At 72.8% G+C, this 17,468-nt stretch carries 14 protein-coding genes; 7 read left to right on the forward strand and 7 right to left on the reverse strand.

Going from position 1 to position 17,468, the window contains the following annotated elements:
• The first annotated feature begins 3 nt into the window (after positions 1–3).
• The 4 genes from ACLJOU_RS32295 to ACLJOU_RS32310 are packed head-to-tail and all read left to right on the forward strand — an operon-like array spanning position 4 to position 7,349.
• Positions 4–312 carry a type VII secretion target gene (locus ACLJOU_RS32295; RefSeq protein WP_410572731.1) on the forward strand — a complete coding sequence of 103 codons (309 nt, stop codon included), beginning with the start codon at positions 4–6 and terminating at the stop codon, positions 310–312.
• Positions 312–4,940, forward strand: a complete 4,629-nt coding sequence (locus tag ACLJOU_RS32300; RefSeq protein ID WP_410572733.1) for a hypothetical protein — start codon at positions 312–314, stop codon at positions 4,938–4,940. The genes ACLJOU_RS32295 and ACLJOU_RS32300 overlap by 1 nt, the downstream gene beginning before the upstream one ends.
• 36 nt (positions 4,941–4,976) lie before the next feature.
• Positions 4,977–6,533, forward strand: a complete 1,557-nt coding sequence (locus ACLJOU_RS32305; protein ID WP_410572735.1) for a TNT domain-containing protein — start codon at positions 4,977–4,979, stop codon at positions 6,531–6,533.
• Positions 6,534–6,536: 3 nt separating this feature from the next.
• Positions 6,537–7,349: a ferredoxin gene (locus ACLJOU_RS32310; RefSeq protein ID WP_410572737.1), complete on the forward strand. Its 813-nt coding sequence runs from the start codon at positions 6,537–6,539 to the stop codon at positions 7,347–7,349.
• Between the two features lie 40 nt (positions 7,350–7,389).
• Here the strand turns inward: ACLJOU_RS32310 and ilvA are convergent, their stop codons facing one another.
• Positions 7,390–8,592 carry a threonine ammonia-lyase gene (gene ilvA / locus ACLJOU_RS32315; protein WP_410572739.1) on the reverse strand — a complete coding sequence of 401 codons (1,203 nt, stop codon included), beginning with the start codon at positions 8,590–8,592 and terminating at the stop codon, positions 7,390–7,392.
• A 95-nt stretch (positions 8,593–8,687) separates the two neighbouring features.
• Between ilvA and ACLJOU_RS32320 the strand changes: the two genes are divergently transcribed.
• Positions 8,688–8,960, forward strand: coding sequence for a hypothetical protein (locus ACLJOU_RS32320; RefSeq protein WP_410572741.1), 273 nt, complete (start codon positions 8,688–8,690; stop codon positions 8,958–8,960).
• 81 nt (positions 8,961–9,041) lie between these two features.
• A complete protein-coding gene (locus ACLJOU_RS32325; protein ID WP_410572743.1) occupies positions 9,042–9,515 on the forward strand; it encodes a pyridoxamine 5'-phosphate oxidase family protein in 474 nt (157 codons plus the stop codon).
• Positions 9,516–9,549: 34 nt separating this feature from the next.
• On the opposite strand, the gene ACLJOU_RS32330 is transcribed toward ACLJOU_RS32325, so the two are convergent.
• The 6 genes from ACLJOU_RS32330 to ACLJOU_RS32355 all read right to left on the reverse strand — a co-directional run bounded on the left by ACLJOU_RS32330 (position 9,550) and on the right by ACLJOU_RS32355 (position 16,116).
• Positions 9,550–10,707 (reverse strand): cystathionine gamma-synthase, encoded by a 1,158-nt coding sequence (locus ACLJOU_RS32330; protein WP_410572745.1) that lies wholly within the window; start codon positions 10,705–10,707, stop codon positions 9,550–9,552.
• Positions 10,708–10,757: 50 nt separating this feature from the next.
• Positions 10,758–11,189 (reverse strand): hypothetical protein, encoded by a 432-nt coding sequence (locus tag ACLJOU_RS32335; RefSeq protein WP_410572747.1) that lies wholly within the window; start codon positions 11,187–11,189, stop codon positions 10,758–10,760.
• Positions 11,190–11,645 carry a hypothetical protein gene (locus ACLJOU_RS32340; protein WP_410572749.1) on the reverse strand — a complete coding sequence of 152 codons (456 nt, stop codon included), beginning with the start codon at positions 11,643–11,645 and terminating at the stop codon, positions 11,190–11,192. It abuts the gene before it with no gap.
• Between the two features lie 348 nt (positions 11,646–11,993).
• The gene (locus ACLJOU_RS32345) at positions 11,994–13,547 is read right to left on the reverse strand and encodes a hypothetical protein (protein WP_410572751.1); all 1,554 of its coding nucleotides are present in this window, start codon (positions 13,545–13,547) and stop codon (positions 11,994–11,996) included.
• A 123-nt stretch (positions 13,548–13,670) separates the two neighbouring features.
• Positions 13,671–15,041, reverse strand: a complete 1,371-nt coding sequence (locus ACLJOU_RS32350; protein WP_410572753.1) for a cystathionine beta-synthase — start codon at positions 15,039–15,041, stop codon at positions 13,671–13,673.
• A gap of 139 nt (positions 15,042–15,180) precedes the next feature.
• Complete coding sequence (locus ACLJOU_RS32355) at positions 15,181–16,116, reverse strand: pentapeptide repeat-containing protein (RefSeq protein ID WP_410572755.1); 936 nt, start codon at positions 16,114–16,116, stop codon at positions 15,181–15,183.
• A gap of 113 nt (positions 16,117–16,229) precedes the next feature.
• On the opposite strand from ACLJOU_RS32355, the gene ACLJOU_RS32360 reads away from it, so the two are divergent.
• The gene (locus tag ACLJOU_RS32360) at positions 16,230–17,450 is read left to right on the forward strand and encodes an acetyl-CoA C-acetyltransferase (RefSeq protein ID WP_410572757.1); all 1,221 of its coding nucleotides are present in this window, start codon (positions 16,230–16,232) and stop codon (positions 17,448–17,450) included.
• Positions 17,451–17,468: the final 18 nt, after the last annotated feature.

The following is a 17,468-nucleotide window of genomic DNA, read 5'->3' on the forward strand; positions in this document are numbered from 1 at the left end:
CCGATGACGGACGTGGAACTCAGCACCGACCTGACGGCGCACGCGAAGCAGCTCGACGCCATCGGCGACGGGCTGCAGCAGGCCGTCGACGCGGCGACCCAGGTGAGCATGCCGACCGACGCGTACGGCATTCTCTGCCAGCCGTTCCGGATGCTGCTCGACCCGGTGGAGCAGTACGGGATCGACGCGCTCAAGGACGCCGTGCAGGCGATGACGGCGGTGTCGGGGAAGGTGCGCGAGGCCGCGCTCGCCTACCGCACGTACGAAAGCGGCGTCGCCGACGACCTGAACAAGTCCGTGGACGGTGCCTGATGCCCGAGGGCAACCCGCTCGTCGCGGAGGCCAAGAAGGATCCGGACGGGCCGGGCGCGTTCACGGCGGGCAACGGCGACTACGGCTGGGCCGGCGGCATCGGCATCGCCGAGTCCTCGATGGACGCGTTCAACGGCATCAGGGACGGCGACTGGGTTTCCGGCGGCCTCGGGATGCTGTCGCTGGCCGGGGAGGTCGCCGGGGCGGCGATCGACCCGTTCGGGTACCTGATGTCGTCGGTGGCGTCGTTCCTGATGGAGCACGTGCAGCCGTTGAAGGACATGCTGGATTCCGTGGCGGGCAACCCGCCGGTGATCCAGTCCTATGCGGACACCTGGGGCAACGTCTCGAAGGCGCTGGGCGAGCGCAAGGTGGACTTCGACAACGCGGTCAAGAACGGCACGACGGGCTGGACGGGCGCGGGCGCGGACGCGTACCGGGCCTTCGCCGCGGAGCATTCGGACGCGTTGTCGGGCGCGGCGACGGTGGCGGGTGCGATCAGCACGGTCACGATGATCATGGGCCAGGTGGTGTCGTTCGTCCGCGAGACGGTGCGGCAGCTGATCGCGGACCTGGTCGGCAAGCTCATCGCGTGGGTGATGGAGGAGGTGTTTTCCCTCGGCTTCGGCACCCCGGTGGTGGTGGCCCAGGCGACGGCGGCGATCGCCAAGTGGGGCAAGAAGATCGGCGAGCTGCTCAAGAAGCTGACCGACACGATCCGGAAAGTGTCGCCGCTGCTGTCGAAGCTGGTGGACCTGTTCGAGAAGATCGCGAAGGTCTTCGGGAAGGTGCTGGGAAAGGTCAGCGGCCTCGACGGGCTGAAGGTGGAGAGGGTCGGCTTCGTCCACAAGATGCCGAGGGAGGGCGGCGGAGTCCACGCCCGGGCGCATGGTGAGTCGTCCTCCGGGCACGCCGACGGTGACTCGTCCTCCTCCGGGCACGCCGACGGTGATTCGCCGGGGTCCGACCCGATGAACACGGATTCTTCGGGCGATTCGCGCCGGAGCCGAGGATCCGATTCGTCATCGCGTACGGGTGGCGAGGAGGGGGCGCCGTCGCACGTCGGCGACAGCGGCCCGGCGACTGCTCGGGGCGGGGACAACAGCTCGCCGCACGTTGGCGACCCGGGCCCGTCGCGAGTTGGCGACAGGGGGCCCGCGCGCACCGGCGACTCGAACCCGTCGCGAGTTGACGACAGCGGTCCCTCGTCCACCCGTGTGGGCGACACCGGACCGTCGCATTCTGGCGACACAAGTCCCGCCCCCACTCGGGCCGAAGCCAACGTCGGCGACCCGAACCCGTCGCGAATCGGCGACAGCGGCCCCGCTCACACCCGTGCGGGCGACAACGGGCCGTCGCACGGCGGCGACACCAGCCCCTCGCCCACCAGGGCCGGGGACAGCTCTCCCGCCCATGCCGCGAACTCCAGTCCATCGCACAGCAGCGACACCAGCCCTCCGCCCACCCGGGTCGGGGACAGCTCTCCCGCCCATGCCGCGAACTCCGGTCCATCGCACAGCGGCGACACCAGCCCTGCCCCCGGCAGGACCGGCGATGGCAGCGCTGGACCCGCGCATTCCGGCTCGTCGCCGGGCGGCCGGGCCGATGGCCCGGGGTCGCACGCCGGCACCGAAATCCCGAGCAGCGCCGCGCCACCGCGGGTCGACGGAACCACCTCGGCCAGCGGGACCGCTCCCGCCGCTCCACGGACGGGTGAGCCCGGTTCGGCCGTGCCTTCGCCTCGCGGGGAGGGAATTCCGCCGCAGGGTGGTCAGCCCGCGATGGGTGGCATGCCACCCGGCGGCGCAACACCGGCACCCGGCGGCGGTCCCAGCGGCGGTTCACCCCGCCCCGGCGGCGGCGCGGGCTGGACGGGCACCCCGGGCACCCCCGGCGCCCGCATCGACACACCGGGGCGCCCCCGCCCGGGCACCGACCTGCCCGAGGCCCGCCCCCGGACGCCCGACACCCCCGCGCCCGCAGCCCGCGGAGCGGCTCCGGCCCCCACCCGCCCCGGCCCGGACACCCACCCGGGCGGCCGCGGCCCCGCCGTCCCGAACCGGCCCGACACCGGCACCCCTGGCTACGGCCCCGGCACCCGGCCGAACAGCCCCAGCAACGGCGCCCCCGGCAACGGACCCGGCACCCGGCCGAACAGCCCCGGCAACGGCGCCCCCGGCAACGGTCCCGACACCCGGCCGAACGGTCGCGGCCCCGCCGCGCCCAACCGGCCCGACGGCACCCCCGGCACCCGGCCAAGCAACTCCGGCGCCGACACCCCGCCGAACGGTCGCGGCCCCAACCGCTCCGACGGCACCCCCGCCCACCCCGCCGACACCCGATCCACCAACTCCGGGCACGGCCCCAACACCCCGGAAACCCACCCACACACCCCCGACAGCCCATACACACCCGACCCCCACCACCGCGACCTCCCACCCCACGACCTCGACCTCCCCACCCACGAGCCCCACCCCCTCACCCCGGACGAAGTCAACGCGCAGCACTCCGAAAGCACCCCCTCCGGCAGCTCCTACCACGCCGGCGATCCCGGCATGGGCGACCTCCCCCACCGGGTGCGGCCCGATCCCGACGGGCGCTACACCGTCGATGTGCACGTCACTCCCGACGGGCACGCGCGGATCGGGGATCGCCTTTACACCCCCGAGGAATTCGCCGATATACTGCGGCGCAACGGAGATTACGACGGGCGGCCCGTCCGGCTCATCGGGTGCGATGCCTCCTCCAACGACTTCGCGCACCGGCTCTCGCGGGAACTCGACACCGAGGTGCTCGCGCCCAGCAAGCCCGCCTGGACCGACTCGCACGGGCGCGTCTTCTCCTCCGACTACGAGATCGGGCCGGACGGGAAGATGCGGCCGCGCATCCCGCCGGACGGCGAATGGCACGTCCACCACCCCGACGGCTCCACGCACGCCGCCGGAGACAGTGGGTTCGCGCCGGACACCCGGCACCACGATCCGCACGATGTCGACGCCGACAGCTCGCGGCACCGCGGTGACGACGACACCCGGCAACGCCAGGCGCCCGGCGCCGACCGGGACGCGCCGCCTGTTCCGGAGGACCGGAATCCCCTTTCGCGGCAACAGGAACGCGAGCTCACCGATCCGCAGCACCAGGCCGAGGTCCGGCGGAACCCGCAGCACGGCACCGACTTCACGCCGGCCGGCGGGGACCCCGTGCCCGTCGGGCCGGGCAGCGCGCACCCGGACGCGCCCCGGCCGCCGCACGCCGGGGAGCGCTTCCCCGGGGACCAGCCGCTGCAACCGCACCGGTCCTACCAGGTCGTCGACGCCGACGGGCACCCGCGCGGCACCTACCACACCGACGGCACCGGCCGCGTCACCCACATCGACACGTCGCACCCGAACGTGCCGCCGCGGATCCCTACCGGGCAGGCCGATCCCGCGTTCAAGCCGAACCCGGCCTACCACCCGAACCCGGACGTCACCCACCCGCACCCGGACACCACCTACCGGGTGGCGATCGACGGGCACCACCAGACCTTCCACACCGACGCCGACGGCGTGCCGCACCCCTCGGTCCAGTACCACCGGCCGGACTTCGACGGTCCCGCGGTCGAGATCGACCGCACCCACCCGAACGCGCCGGGGCCGAAGCAGTCCTTCGCCGAAGGCGGCCCGTACGAGCCGCACCGGCGGTACGACGTCACCGACTCAAGCGGCGTTCACCGCGGGACGTTCCACACCGACGCCGACGGGCACGTCCGCTGGGCGGAGGTCGACTCCGGCCGGATCGCGCGGACGAACCCGGACTGGAACGCCATCAGCACCCTGCCGGGGAACCCGGAAGTCCACCTGCGACAGCGGATCGACGCCGACGCCGACGTCCCGCACGGCGTCCGGGACCCCGAGCGGTTCCGCGGGGCGCAGCAGCACGACGTCAAGCTGCCCAGTGGTAAGTCCTTTTTGGACGCCCACCCCGACCTGGAGCCGAACTCCAAGTACGTCGTGCACAGCGACTACCGGGAGGGGAAGAACAAGATCGACCAGGTCCGCTCGGTGTACTGGACCGACGAGCACGGGAACGTCGCGGTGGTCGAGACCTTCCGGCCGCACCACCCGGACCTCAACAACCCGGCGCCGAACATGGTTTACCACGTCGACGACGGCCGGTTCACCTACCAGACCGGTCCCGAGGTCGACGGCGGCCCGGCGCAGACCGTGCACGGCCGCTCCCACCAGCCGGAGCTCGCCCCCGAAGGCGAGCTGCTGCGCCGCGACGGCGGGGCACAAGGCGAGTCCGGCCGCTTGGGCGCGGGCATGGGGCTGTACGACGGCGGGCACATCGCCGGCAACCAGTTCCGCGGGCCCGGCGAGCTGGTCAACATGATGTCCCAGTGGCGCCCGCAGAACCAGGGCTGGCCGAAGCAGGCCGGTCCCGACCACTGGTACGCGTTCGAGTCCGACCTCGCCGAGCACCTGAAGAAGGGCGGCAAGATCGACGGGATCGACGTGTTCCCGATGCGGCACGACGGCGATCTGGTGCCGCACACCATCCAAGTACGGTGGGTCGAGGTCGACGCCGCCGGCAACCGGAGCGTCCACCTGCGCAGCTTCACCAACACGCCGGCCGGAGTGTCCTGATGGGACCGGCCGCGGCACCAGAAAGGACCGGCACGCATGCCTCGTGACGTCTCGCAGTGGCGGGAACAGTCGCACGAAGTGGGCAACGCCCTCGTCGACGCCGCGCCCCCGGGGTGGCGGCGGATCGACCTGGTGAGCCGGGTCAACGTCGACGTCCAGGACTTCGTGCTCACCGTGCTGATGGCCGACGGGAGCCAGGTCCCGGTCGCGGTGCCGGACCGGGTGGCGCCCGCCGTGCGCCGCATCCGCGACGCGTACTACGTGCCGGGCGAGGGCACCTGGTTCTCGATGCGGTACCTGATCGACCCGCCCGGGCGCATCCAGACGTTGTTCAACCTGGACTGGGACCCGCACTGGGCGCCGTCGATCGACAACGCGGGCTGGGTGCGCGACCTCGACGCCTACCCGCGCGATCCGGCGAACATCCAGCCGTGGCTGCGCGCGCGGCTCGCCGACGCCGGTCGCCCGGTGCCCGGGGACGTCCCGCTCGCGCGGCCGCGGCCGCCGCTGGCCCCCCAGGACCAGAACTGGTACTGGGACCAGATCGCGAACGTCGTCGCGCTGTCCGTGCCGCCGGACTGGACGCAGGTGATGCTGACCTACCGGGCGATCGGCGGGTACACCGAACTGCCGGTGTTCGTCCGCCGGGCCACCGACGGCGGCCTGTCCCCGTGGGAGCCGCCGCGGGAGGTCGCCGAGCTGCTGGCCGAGCTGCGGGCCGCCATGTACGTGCCGGACCGGGGCACCTGGTTCCAGGCCGTCGCGCACGTCGCGCTCAACTCGAGCATCGAGTACACGTACACGTGGGACGACGAGCCGGCGTGGGACGGGCCGCGGCCGGTGGCCGAGTTCGCCCGGGAGCTCGCGCAGTTCCCGCGGACCGGGCAGGCCCTGCCCGGCTGGCTGGCCGAAGCGACCGGCGGCGCCGCGACGGGCCCGGCGGACCCGGAAGCCGCGGACAAGGAAGCCCTGCGCGCGGCCGAAGACGCCGCGGCCGAGCTGGAGATCCCCGCCGCCCGCTACCGCATCGGCGAGGTCGCCGACGGCGCCTGGTGCCTGGTGCGCGAGGACGACGGCTGGGCGGTGTTCCGGGCCCGGGGCGGCGAACGGCTGGCGGCGGCGACCTTCCCGACGGCGGCGGCGGCCGTCCGCCACTTCGTCGGGCACCTCTACCTCGACCGCGTCACCCTGCGCGGTGAGCTCCCGCCCGACGCCAAGCGCCAGACCGAGGAGTGGCCGATCCAGCCCGTCGGTGGCGACGCCCCGCTGTCGATGTACAGCGGGAAACGCCTGGTCACCCTGCCCCCGGGCACCGAGATGGACCGCTACGGCGAGCCGACCGGCAACACGCTCTACGCCGCGCGGACCGAGTGGCCGCACCGCTCGGAACCGGCCGAGGTCCAGGACTGGGCCTACCACGTCTACCGCCTGCGCCGGCCGGTGCGCGCCCTCACCGGCACGGCCATCGACTGGTACGACCAGCCCGGCGGCGGCACCGCCTACGTGCTGGAGCGGCCGGTCGCCGACCTCCTGGCCGACGACGTGCTCGAAGAGATCCCGCAGGCGACGACGCGGCCACCCGAGCAGGGCTGACCGATGAGCACACCGCCGGTGCCGCTGAGCCCGGAACAGCAGCGGCAGCTCGTCGACCGGATCGGGCACGGGCTGGCGTCGATGGCCCCGCCCGGCACCTGGCGCGCGATCCGGGCCGAGTACCGGGCGGCCGGACGGCACATCGAAGCCGACGTCGTCGTCACGGGCCAGGACGGCGTGCCCCGCGCGGTCCAGCCGCCCCCGGAACTGCTCCGGCTCTTCGGCACGCTGCGCGCGGGCATGTACCGGCCGGGCGCGGGGACCTGGCTGGGGGCGGTGCTGACCGTGGACGCCGGCCGGGGGGTCGACGCGGACTTCGCGTTCGACCGGGAACCGCAGTGGCGGCGCACGCCGCCGCCGATCGGCTTCCAGGACGAGCTGCGGGCGTTCCCGCGCGCCGAGCAGCAGATCCCGGACTGGCTGCGCCGGCGCGCCACGCCGTTCGACGGCATCCGGACCCCGCGCATCCACGACGGCGTCGACGCGGCCGGGCGCCCGATCCTCCGGCGGCCGCCGCTGCCGCCGTCCGAGATCGAGCCGGTCCTGGCCTACCTGGACGCGGCCCCGGTGATCCTGGCGTCCCGCAGCAACGGGCCCGATGCGTTCGCCCCCGAGCGCACGGACGCCGTGCCGCTGAGCTTCCGGACCGACGGCGCCTGGGCGTGGCCCGGCGCGGTCGCGTACTACCTGCGCGAGCACGGCGTGCCGCCGGACCCGGACCTGGTCGCCCACATCCGGGCCCGGCGGTTCACCGCACCGGCCGAGGTTTCCGAAGCCGCCACGGACCTCGCCCTGGCCGCCATCACCGGCGCTTAGACATCCGGGGCTTCGCCATCCGAACCCCGGAAAAGACGAGTCAGACCACGGTGTACCCGGCGTTCGTGAGCGCGAACTCGACTTCCTTGCAGTGCTCGGGACCGCGGGTTTCCAGCGCGAGCACGACGTCGGCCTCGCCGAGGTCGAGGCTGCCGGAGATGCGCGAGTGCTCGACGTCGAGCACGTTCGCGCCCAGTCCGCTGACGCACGACAGCACGCCGACCAGGGAGCCGGGGCGGTCCGGGACCCGCAGCCGCAGGTGCAGGTAGCGGCCGCCCGCGGTCATGCCGTGCTGGATGATCTGCAGCAGCAGCACCGGGTCGACGTTGCCGCCGGAAAGGATGGCCACGACCGGGGGCTCGAACACGCCGGGGTGCTGCAGCAGCGCGGCGACCGTCGCCGCGCCGGCCGGCTCGACCACCAGCTTCCGCCGCTCCAGGCACAGCAGCACGGCGCGGGAGAGGAACTGCTCGGACACCGTCACGACGTCGTCGACCAGCGACTCGACGTGGGCGAAGCTGACCAGGCCGGGTTCGCCGACCGCGATCCCGTCGGCCATGGTCGAGGTCTGGCTCAGCCGCACGGGGGCGCCGGCGGCCAGCGACGGCGGGTACGCGGCGGCTTCCTCGGCCTGGACGCCGACGACGCGGACGTCCGGGCGCAGCGCCTTCACGGCCGAGGCGACCCCGCCGACCAGCCCGCCGCCGCCGGTGGCGACCAGGATGGTCTTCACCCCCGGCACCTGCTCCAGGATCTCCAGGCCGACCGTCCCCTGGCCGGCGATGACGTCCGGGTGGTCGAAGGGGTGGATGAACACCGCGCCGGTCCGCTCGCCGAACTCGACGGCGGCTCTCAGCGTCTCTTCGAGGAGGGCGCCGTGGAGGTGAACCTCGGCGCCGTAGCCGCGGGTGGCGGCGAGTTTCGGCAGCGGGGCCCGCAGCGGCATGAAGACGGTCGACTTGGCGCCGAGCAGCGACGACGCCAGCGCGACGCCCTGCGCGTGGTTGCCGGCGCTGGCCGCGACGACGCCCCGCTCGCGTTCGGCCCCGGTGAGGCCGTGGATGCGGGTGTAGGCGCCGCGGATCTTGAACGAGCCCGTCCGCTGCAGGTTTTCGCACTTCAGGTGCACGGGACCGCCGTGGAGCCGGCGCAGGTCGCGCGCGTGCTCCATCGGCGTCACCCGGGTCACTCCTTTGAGGAGTTCCCGGGCGGCCTTGATCCGCTCGAGGGTGACGAGTTCCATGGGCCGGACTATGCCACTCAGGAACTCCACAGGTTGTCCGGACCGTGAGCCGGGTACCCTGGGGTGCGTCAACAGGCGGTAAACAAGGAGCGACCATGGCACCGGGGAACGACGCGGACACGGCCCGACGGGCCCGCGCGACGCGCTCGGCCGGCCTGCTCCCCCTCGTCGTCGGCCTGGCTTCGGCCGCCGCGCTCACCGGCGCCGCGTACTTCACGGTGGACAGCGCCTCGTGCGGGTCCCCGGCCCAGTACATCCGCCACGACAGCCACGTCGAGCTGGTCGGCGGCTGCGTCGACGGCGCGAACCTGCCGGCCACCGGCACGCCGTCGACCGGCGGTGTCGTGCACGGCAACTACAACCCCTGACCTGGCGGGTTACCCCGATGTGCCCGGGGAACACGAAAGTGCCTTCTTCCGCGGTCTCCGTGCGTCCTCGATGATCACCGGGTGACCACCGCCTCCGAGCCGGGCCGCGGCCCCGGCCCCGCCAAACCCACCGAAGACGCCTCGAGCCGGCTGCTGGCCGCGCACAGCCTGGGCGCGTTGGCCACCGTCAACCGCGCGGGACACCCGCACCTGTCGACGGTCGCCTACCGCTGGGACCCAGCTGAGCGCGTGGTGCGGATCGGCTCCGCCGCGGGACGCGCGAAGGTGCGCCAGCTCGCGAACAACCCGCGTGCGTCGCTCTACGTCAGCAGCGACGACCACCTGGCGTTCGCGGTCGCCGAGGGGCCGGCCGAGGTCTCACCGGTCAGCGTGGTGCCCGGGGACGAAACCGGCCTCGCCCTGCTCGCCATGCAGGCGCCGTTCAGCGACCCCGAGGACGAGGCGACCTTCCTGCGGAACATGGTCGAGGACCGCCGCGTGGTGATCACGCTCCGGGTGGAGCGCCTCTACGGCGGCGGCCTCGACGTGGGCTGACCAGCCCCCCAATGTGGCCTTCGGGCGCTTGGGCTCAGCCCAGTGCGGTCAGCAGGTCCGCGACCAGGTCGCGGCCGTCCTCGATGCCGACCGACAGGCGGAGGAGGTCGGCCGGGACCTGCAGGGTCGAGCCCGCCGTGCTCGCGTGGGTCATCTTGCCCGGGTGCTCGATCAGGGACTCGATGCCGCCGAGGGACTCGGCGAGGATGAACAGCTTCGTGCGCGAAGCGACCTCCAGCGCGGCCTGCTCGCCGTCCACGTGGCTGAACGACACCATCCCGCCGAAGCGGCGCATCTGCTTCGCCGCCGTCTCGTGGCCCGGGTGCTCCGGCAGGCCCGGGTAGTAGACCTTCGCGACCTTCGGGTGCTTGACCAGCGCCTGGACGATCTTCTCGGCGTTGTCGCTGTGCCGCTCCATGCGCAGGGCCAGCGTCTTGATGCCGCGCAGGGTCAGCCACGCGTCGAACGGCCCCGGCACCGCGCCCGCGGCGTTGCGCAGGTAGAAGAACTGCTCGCGCAGCTCGTCCTCGTTCGTCACGATCGCGCCGCCGACGACGTCGGAGTGGCCGCCGAGGTACTTGGTCGTCGAGTGCAGGACGATGTCCGCGCCCAGCGCCAGGGGGTTCTGCAGGTACGGCGTCGCGAAGGTGTTGTCGACCACCAGCCGGGCGCCGGCGTCGTGCGCGACCCCGGCCAGCGCCGCGATGTCGGCGATGCCGAGCAGCGGGTTGGTCGGCGTCTCGCACCAGACCAGCTTCGTCTCGGGGCGGATGGCGGCCCGCACGTCGTCGAGGTCGGCGAGGTTCGCGACGGTGTGCTCGACGCCCCAGAGGCTGAGCACCTTGTCGATCAGGCGGAACGTGCCGCCGTACGCGTCGTTGCCGAGCACGAGGTGGTCGCCGGGGCGGAGGGTACTGCGCAGCACCACGTCGGAGGCGGCCATGCCGGACGCGAAGGCCAGCGCGTGCCGGCCGCCTTCCAGCGACGCCAGCGCCTCCTCCAGCGCCGACCGGGTCGGGTTCGCGGTGCGCGAGTACTCGTAGTCGCCCTCGCGGGTTCCGCCCACGCCGTCCTGCGCGTAGGTGGAGGTCTGGTAGATCGGCACGATCACCGCACCGGTGCGGGGGTCGGGCTTCTGACCGGCGTGAATCGCGCGAGTCTCGAAACCCAGTTCGGAGTAGTCGTCCACCATTGGTTCAGCGTACGGGCCTCCCCTGACATTCCCGTCAGGTGGGACGGATCTCAGCGGCGCGTCCACCGGCGGGTGGCCGGCAGGGCCGCGAGCACCAGCAAAGCCACGAACGGCACCACCACGACGAATCCGCGCAGCACATCGGAGCCGATCCCGGTGGGACCACCCACGAGGAAAAGAACGCGCTGGGAACGCAGCACCAGGCCGGCGACCAGCGCGGCCAGCGCGAGGACGGCGGTGGCCAGGCACAGCACCCGGCCCGCCGCCACGCCCCCGAGCAACGTGACGCCGCCGAGCAGGAGCAGCAGGCCGATGACGGCGTCCGCGATCTGGCCGGGGACCATCAAGTCCAGCTGGTCGTACCCGAGGACGAGGGTCCACCAGAAGAGGCCCGTCAGGAACCACATCCCGCCGAGCACGGCCAGCACCCCCGCGGCCACCGCCGGTCCGGTTCCCCGCCTCGGTGGGGCCGTGACGGCCATTCACCAGCTCCGCGACGACGAATACGCACCTTGGCCGGACAGGACGGGCGTCATCGACGTGCGGTAGCGCAGGTAGCGGAACGTCGGCGGCAGGAACGCCAGCACCAGCACGAGCACCGCCAGCGCGGCGAGGCCGACGCGGTCGGCCATGGCGAACCCGCCGTGCGTGAACATCGCGTCGGCGAACCGGGCCGGCGGTACGCCCACCGACATCGGCTCGGTGAGCAGGGCACCGATGGCCAGCAACGCCCCGACGCCGAGCAGGACCGCGCCCGCCGTCGCGCGGAAGAGCGTCGCGAGCGAACCGATGAGCAGCACGAGCCCCGCGACGACGTACCCGGCGAGGTCCACCAGCACCCAGGACGGCAGCGCGCCGAGGCTGAACTCGGCCGGCATGTCGAGGAAGATCTTGACCGGCACGTATCCCGCGGCGATCGCGGCCGGGAAACCGAGCACGCCGGCGAGAACCGCCGTTACGCCGGATGGCCGAGTCGATGAATACGAATGCGAATGCGCCACCGGGTATCGGTGCGGACCGGTCACTTCTCCCCCATCAGCCGAACACGGGACGACGGCGCTCACCCTAGTCGGAATCGGGGTAATCAGTCCGGAAACGGAACGGAATTCGGCCGGACGGCGGAACCCAAGATCATTTGTGTGCGGTAGTGGCAGAAATGCTGTCACACGATCACGGACAGCTGTGCCGGACGCTTCTTGTCCTTTTCGGACAATTGTGTGACCGGCCGGGAATGCAGCGTGCCCCGGAGCCGAAACGGCTCCGGGGCACGAAATGGTCCCAGGGGTTCACCACTGCTGCTGCGGCGGCTGACCCGGCTGGCCGAACCCTCCGCTCGGCGGGCCCTGCTGGCCCGGCGGCGGGCCCCAGCCCTGCGGGGGCTGACCCGGCTGGCCGTAGCCACCGGGCTGCCCCGGCTGGCCGTACCCGCCCGGCTGCTGCGGCTGGCCGTACCCGCCCGGCTGCTGCGGCTGGGGGAACCCGCCGCTGGCCGGGTTGGGACCGCCCGGCTGGCCGTGGCCCGGAGGCGGCCCGTAACCCTGCGGCGGCTGGCCCGGCTGGCCGAAGCCGCCCGGCTGCTGGCCGAACCCGCCCGGCTGGCCGAACCCGCCCGGCTGACCGGGCTGGCCCGGCTGGCCCGGCTGGCCGAACGGCTGCTGCGGTCCGCCGAAGCCCGGGGGCGGTCCGCCGAAGCCCTGCGGCCCGCCCGGCGCGGCACCGCCGCCGCCGAGGCCGATCAGCTGCGCGGTGGCCGGGATGAGCCCCAGCACGCCGACGACGAGGAGCAGGATGCCGAAGACCAGCGGCGGGATGCCCATGCCGGTGGCGTTGTCGAGGTTGTTGCCGAGGCTCCTCAGCCGCTCCACGAAGGCGGGGTTCGGCGTCGAACCGATCAGCAGCAGGACCGAGAACAGCACGGTCAGCGCGCCGCCGGCGGCGAGGGCGATCGGCACGAGCTTGCGCAGCTTCGCCGGCAGCTTGCCGGCGAGTGCGAGCCCGATGCCGCCCGCCAGCGCGACCAGGCAGCCGACCAGCAGCCCGATCACGTAGAACCACAGGGTGCCCGGCCGCGCGGTGCCCGCTTCGTCGAGGAACCGGTTCAGCACGTCGTCGCTGGGGGCCCCGTCGAGCGCGGTCGAGTAGTCGCTGACGTCGCCGATGTAGACGAACGTGTAGATCAGCGCGATGAGGGCGAAGAGCGTCGCGAGGCCGCCGGCGATGTAGCGGAAGAGGCTGTTGCCGCCCGCCGCGGGCGCGCCGAACTGCGGTGGCTGCCCGCCGTAGCCGGGCTGCTGGGGGCCGCCGAACCCGGGCGCACCGAAGCCCTGCGGCGGCTGGCCCGGCTGGCCCGGCTGACCGAAGCCGCCCGGCTGCTGCCCGAAGCCGCCCGGCTGGCCCTGGTGCCCGAAGCCGCCCGGCTGCTGGCCGAAACCACCGGGCTGCTGGCCGTAGGCCGCGGCCGGGTTGTCGGCCGCGCTCGGCGGCGGGGTGTACGGGATCGCCGGCGGCTGGGAGCCCGGGGGCACCAGCTGCGTCGAGTCCGCGACCGGGGCGCCACCGCCGCCGGCCGGGTTCACCGCCTGGGTCGCGTTCGCGTCCACCGGCGGCATCGCCTGGGTCGCGCCCGCCCCGCCGTCACCCGGCTGGGCCGGCTGGACGACCTGGGTGGGTTCCGGCGTCTCCCCGAACGGGGAACCGCCGTGGGGCTGCGCGGGCTGCACCACCTGGGTGGGCTCCGGGCTGCCGAACGGGTCGTCCTGCTGCGGCTGGGGGCCACTCGGCGGGCCCTGAGGCGGCTGGCCGCCACCCCACGGCTGGTTCGGTGGCTGCGGTGCACTCATGTGGGTCTTGAACCCCCTTGACGAGGACGCGAAAGTGTTCTACTGCGCCCACGCTATCGGATCACCCGGCAGGGCGCTCGCAACGCCTGCCGGGTCCACCGACGAAGACCTTCCCGGATCCGGTCAGCGACCGGCCAGGAAGCCCAGGAGGTCGTGCCGGGTGAGGACCCCGGCCGGCTTGCCGTCGACCAGCACGAGAGCGCCGTCGGCCCCCTCGAGCGCGGTCATCGCCGCGCCCACCTGCTCGCCGCCGCCGATCGTCGGCAGCGGCGGCGACATGTGCTGCTCGAGCCGGTGGGCCAGCTGCGCCTTGCCGGTGAACAGCGCGTCGAGCAGGTCACGCTCGTTGACCGCGCCGACGACCTCGGCGGCCATCACCGGCGGTTCGGCGCTGACCACGGGCATCTGGCTCACGCCGAATTCGGAGAGGATCGCGATGGCCTCGGCGACCGTCTCTTTCGGGTGCGAGTGCACCAGCGCCGGCAGGTGGCCGCTCTTCTTCGTGAGCACGTCGGCGACCGTCGCGCCGGAGGAATCGGGCGGCAGGAAGCCGTAGGAGGACATCCAGGTGTCGTTGAACACCTTCGTCAGGTAGCCGCGGCCGCCGTCGGGCAGCAGCACGACGACGACGTCGTCCTCGGTGAGCCGCTCGGCCAGCTTCAGCGCCGCGGCGACGGCCATCCCGCAGGAGCCGCCGACCAGCAGGCCCTCCTCGAGGGCGAGCCGGCGGGTGATCTGGAACGAGTCGGCGTCGGAGATCGGGATGATCTCGTCGGCGATGGTCCGGTCGTAGGTGCCCGGCCAGAAGTCCTCGCCGACGCCTTCGACCAGGTACGGGCGCCCGCTGCCGCCGGAGTAGACCGAGCCCTCCGGGTCGGCGCCGACCACCTGCACGCGGCCTTCGCTCACCTCCTTGAGGTAGCGACCGGTGCCGGAGATCGTGCCGCCGGTGCCGACGCCCGCGACGAAGTGCGTGATCTTGCCTTCGGTCTGCGTCCACAGCTCCGGGCCGGTGGAGAGGTAGTGGCTCTCGGGGTTCTGCGGGTTGGCGTACTGGTTGGGCTTCCAGGCGCCGTCGATCTCGCGGACCAGGCGGTCGGAGACGTTGTAGTAGGAGTCCGGGTGCTCGGGCGCGACCGCCGTCGGGCAGACCACGACCCGGGCGCCGTACGCCTTGAGCACGTTGCGCTTGTCCTCGCTGACCTTGTCCGGGCAGACGAACACGCACTGGTAGCCCTTGCGCTGGGCGACCATGGCCAGCCCGACGCCGGTGTTGCCGGACGTCGGCTCCACGATCGTGCCGCCCGGGCGCAGCTCGCCGGAGGCTTCGGCGGCCTCGATCATGCGCAGCGCGATGCGGTCCTTGACCGAGCCACCCGGGTTCAGGTACTCGACCTTGGCCAGCACGAGCGGCTTGAGCCCCTTGGTCAACGAGTTCAGCTTGACCAGCGGGGTGTTGCCCACGAGGTCTGCGATGTGCTCTGCGTACTCCACGACCGCCAGCCTAAACGGCCGACCGGCGGGGTTGTCCACTCGTGCGCGATCGGGCGGCCACCCGAGCCGCGCGGGCGCACCGGTACCGGCCGTGGGCCACCGCACCCTTCTCGGTCGGCTGGCGACCCGCGGGACGATCCTATCGGCTCGCCGGTTCGTCGTTTCTCGTCAATTGCAGCCGCTCGGAGCCTGCGGTTTTCGGCCCTTCTTGCCAGCCCGGTGGCCAGGTCCGGGGAAAGCCCGGCTCGGCCTCGGCGCCCGCGAGCCGGGCGGCCGAATTCGTGCCGAAGTCGACCGGACCTGCGAAAAGAGCGTCGGCGAAACTCTCGCGTTCGCCGCCGAAAACGGTTCCCCGGAAATCGACGCTGTCCCGGAAGTACGCCTTGGTGAAATCGGCCTTGGTGCGGAATTCGGTGCCGCGGAAGGTGGCCGAGCCGAGGAACTTCGCGTGATCGCAGGTGATCGACCGGATCACGCAGTGCGTGAGGGTCAGCTCGACGAGCTTCGCCCCGGAGAAGTCGAGGTCGGTGTCCGGCCAGAAGTCGCCGCTCGGCCGCTCCCCGCGGCCGGGACGCAGGTGCAGCATGAGGATGCGCTGCGCGGCCCTGCGCACCTGCCCCTCTTCTTCGTCCTTCTCGGGGTCGAAGGGCATCCGCAGGTAGGCGCAGAAGACGTTGACGATCGTCTGCCGGTGCTCCGGGTGCGCGGCGGCGAGCCGTTCGAGCGCGTACAGCCCGGCCAGCCGGACCGGCGCCTTGTCGCTGCCGAGCTGGTCGGCGGCCTTGCCGTACATCTCGGTGATCCGGCGTTCGGTCGCGTCGTGGTCCTTCTGCACCAGCTCCAGCTCGGCCGAGCGCTGCCGCCGGGCGGCGAGCAGCAGGGCGGCGGCGCCCCCGGTGCCGACGACGATGCTGGCCGCGGTCTTCAGCGCGTCGAGCCGGGCCGAATCCTCCGGGCGGCCGCCGCCCAGCAGGGTCAGCAGCGCGGCCGCGGCGACCCCGGCCACCACCAGCAGCCCGACGCCCCACAGCACGATCGTCCTGGTCCGCAGCACCCGTTCCGGCTCGTTCGCCACGCCGCCCGATCTTGCCAGGAGTGGCGCAGGTCGCGTTGGGCTTTGCCGCCGGGGCCGTACCCGGCAGTATGGTGAGCAACTGCTTAGCTCGCGATACGAGGATGTGTCACGTCATGCCTGAAGCCGTCATCGTCTCCACCGCACGCTCGCCCATCGGGCGGGCCAACAAGGGTTCGCTGGTCGGCATGCGGCCCGACGACCTGACCGTGCAGATGGTCCAGGCGGCCCTGGCCAAGGTGCCCCAGCTGGACCCGGCGGACATCGACGACCTGATGCTGGGCTGCGGCCTGCCGGGCGGCGAGTCCGGGTTCAACATGGGCCGCGCGGTCGCCGTCGAGCTGGGCTACGACCACCTGCCCGGCTGCACGATCACCCGGTACTGCTCCTCCAGCCTGCAGACCACCCGGATGGCGTTCCACGCGATCAAGGCCGGCGAAGGCGACGTGTTCATCTCGGCCGGCGTCGAGACCGTCTCGCGGTTCTCGAAGGGCAGCTCGGACTCCTGGCCCGACACGCACAACCCGCTGTTCGCCGACGCCGAGGCGCGCACCAAGACGACCGCCGAGTCCGGCACCGACACCTGGACCGACCCGCGCACCGAGGGCAACGTCCCCGACGTCTACATCGCGATGGGCCAGACCGCGGAGAACCTGGCGCGGCTGAAGGGCGTCACGCGCGAGGAGATGGACGAGTTCGGCGTCCGCTCGCAGAACCTGGCCGAGAAGGCCATCGCGGACGGCTTCTGGGCCAAGGACATCACCCCGGTCACGCTGCCGGACGGCACGGTCGTCTCGAAGGACGACGGCCCGCGCGCCGGCGTGACGCTGGACGGCGTCGCCGGCCTGAAGCCGGTGTTCCGCCCCGACGGCCGCGTCACGGCGGGCAACTGCTGCGCGCTCAACGACGGCGCGGCGGCGCTGGTCATCATGTCCGACACGAAGGCGCGTGAGCTGGGCCTGACGCCGCTGGCGCGGATCGTGTCCACCGGCGTCACCGGGCTGTCGCCGGAGATCATGGGCTACGGCCCGGTCGAGGCGTCCAAGCAGGCGCTTTCGCGCGCCGGGCTCTCGATCGGCGACATCGACCTGGTCGAGATCAACGAGGCGTTCGCGGCGCAGGTCATCCCGTCGTACCGGGACCTGGGCATCGACCTGGACCGGCTGAACGTCAACGGCGGCGCGATCGCGGTCGGTCACCCGTTCGGCATGACCGGCGCCCGGATCACCTCGACGCTGATCAACTCCCTGCAGCACCACGACAAGCAGTTCGGCCTCGAGACGATGTGCGTCGGCGGCGGCCAGGGCATGGCGCTGATCATCGAGCGCCTTTCCTGATTCCTCGGCGGAGGCCCC

Origin of the sequence: Amycolatopsis sp. cmx-4-61 (assembly GCF_046548775.1) — a bacterium.
Taxonomy (GTDB): Bacteria; Actinomycetota; Actinomycetes; order Mycobacteriales; family Pseudonocardiaceae; genus Amycolatopsis.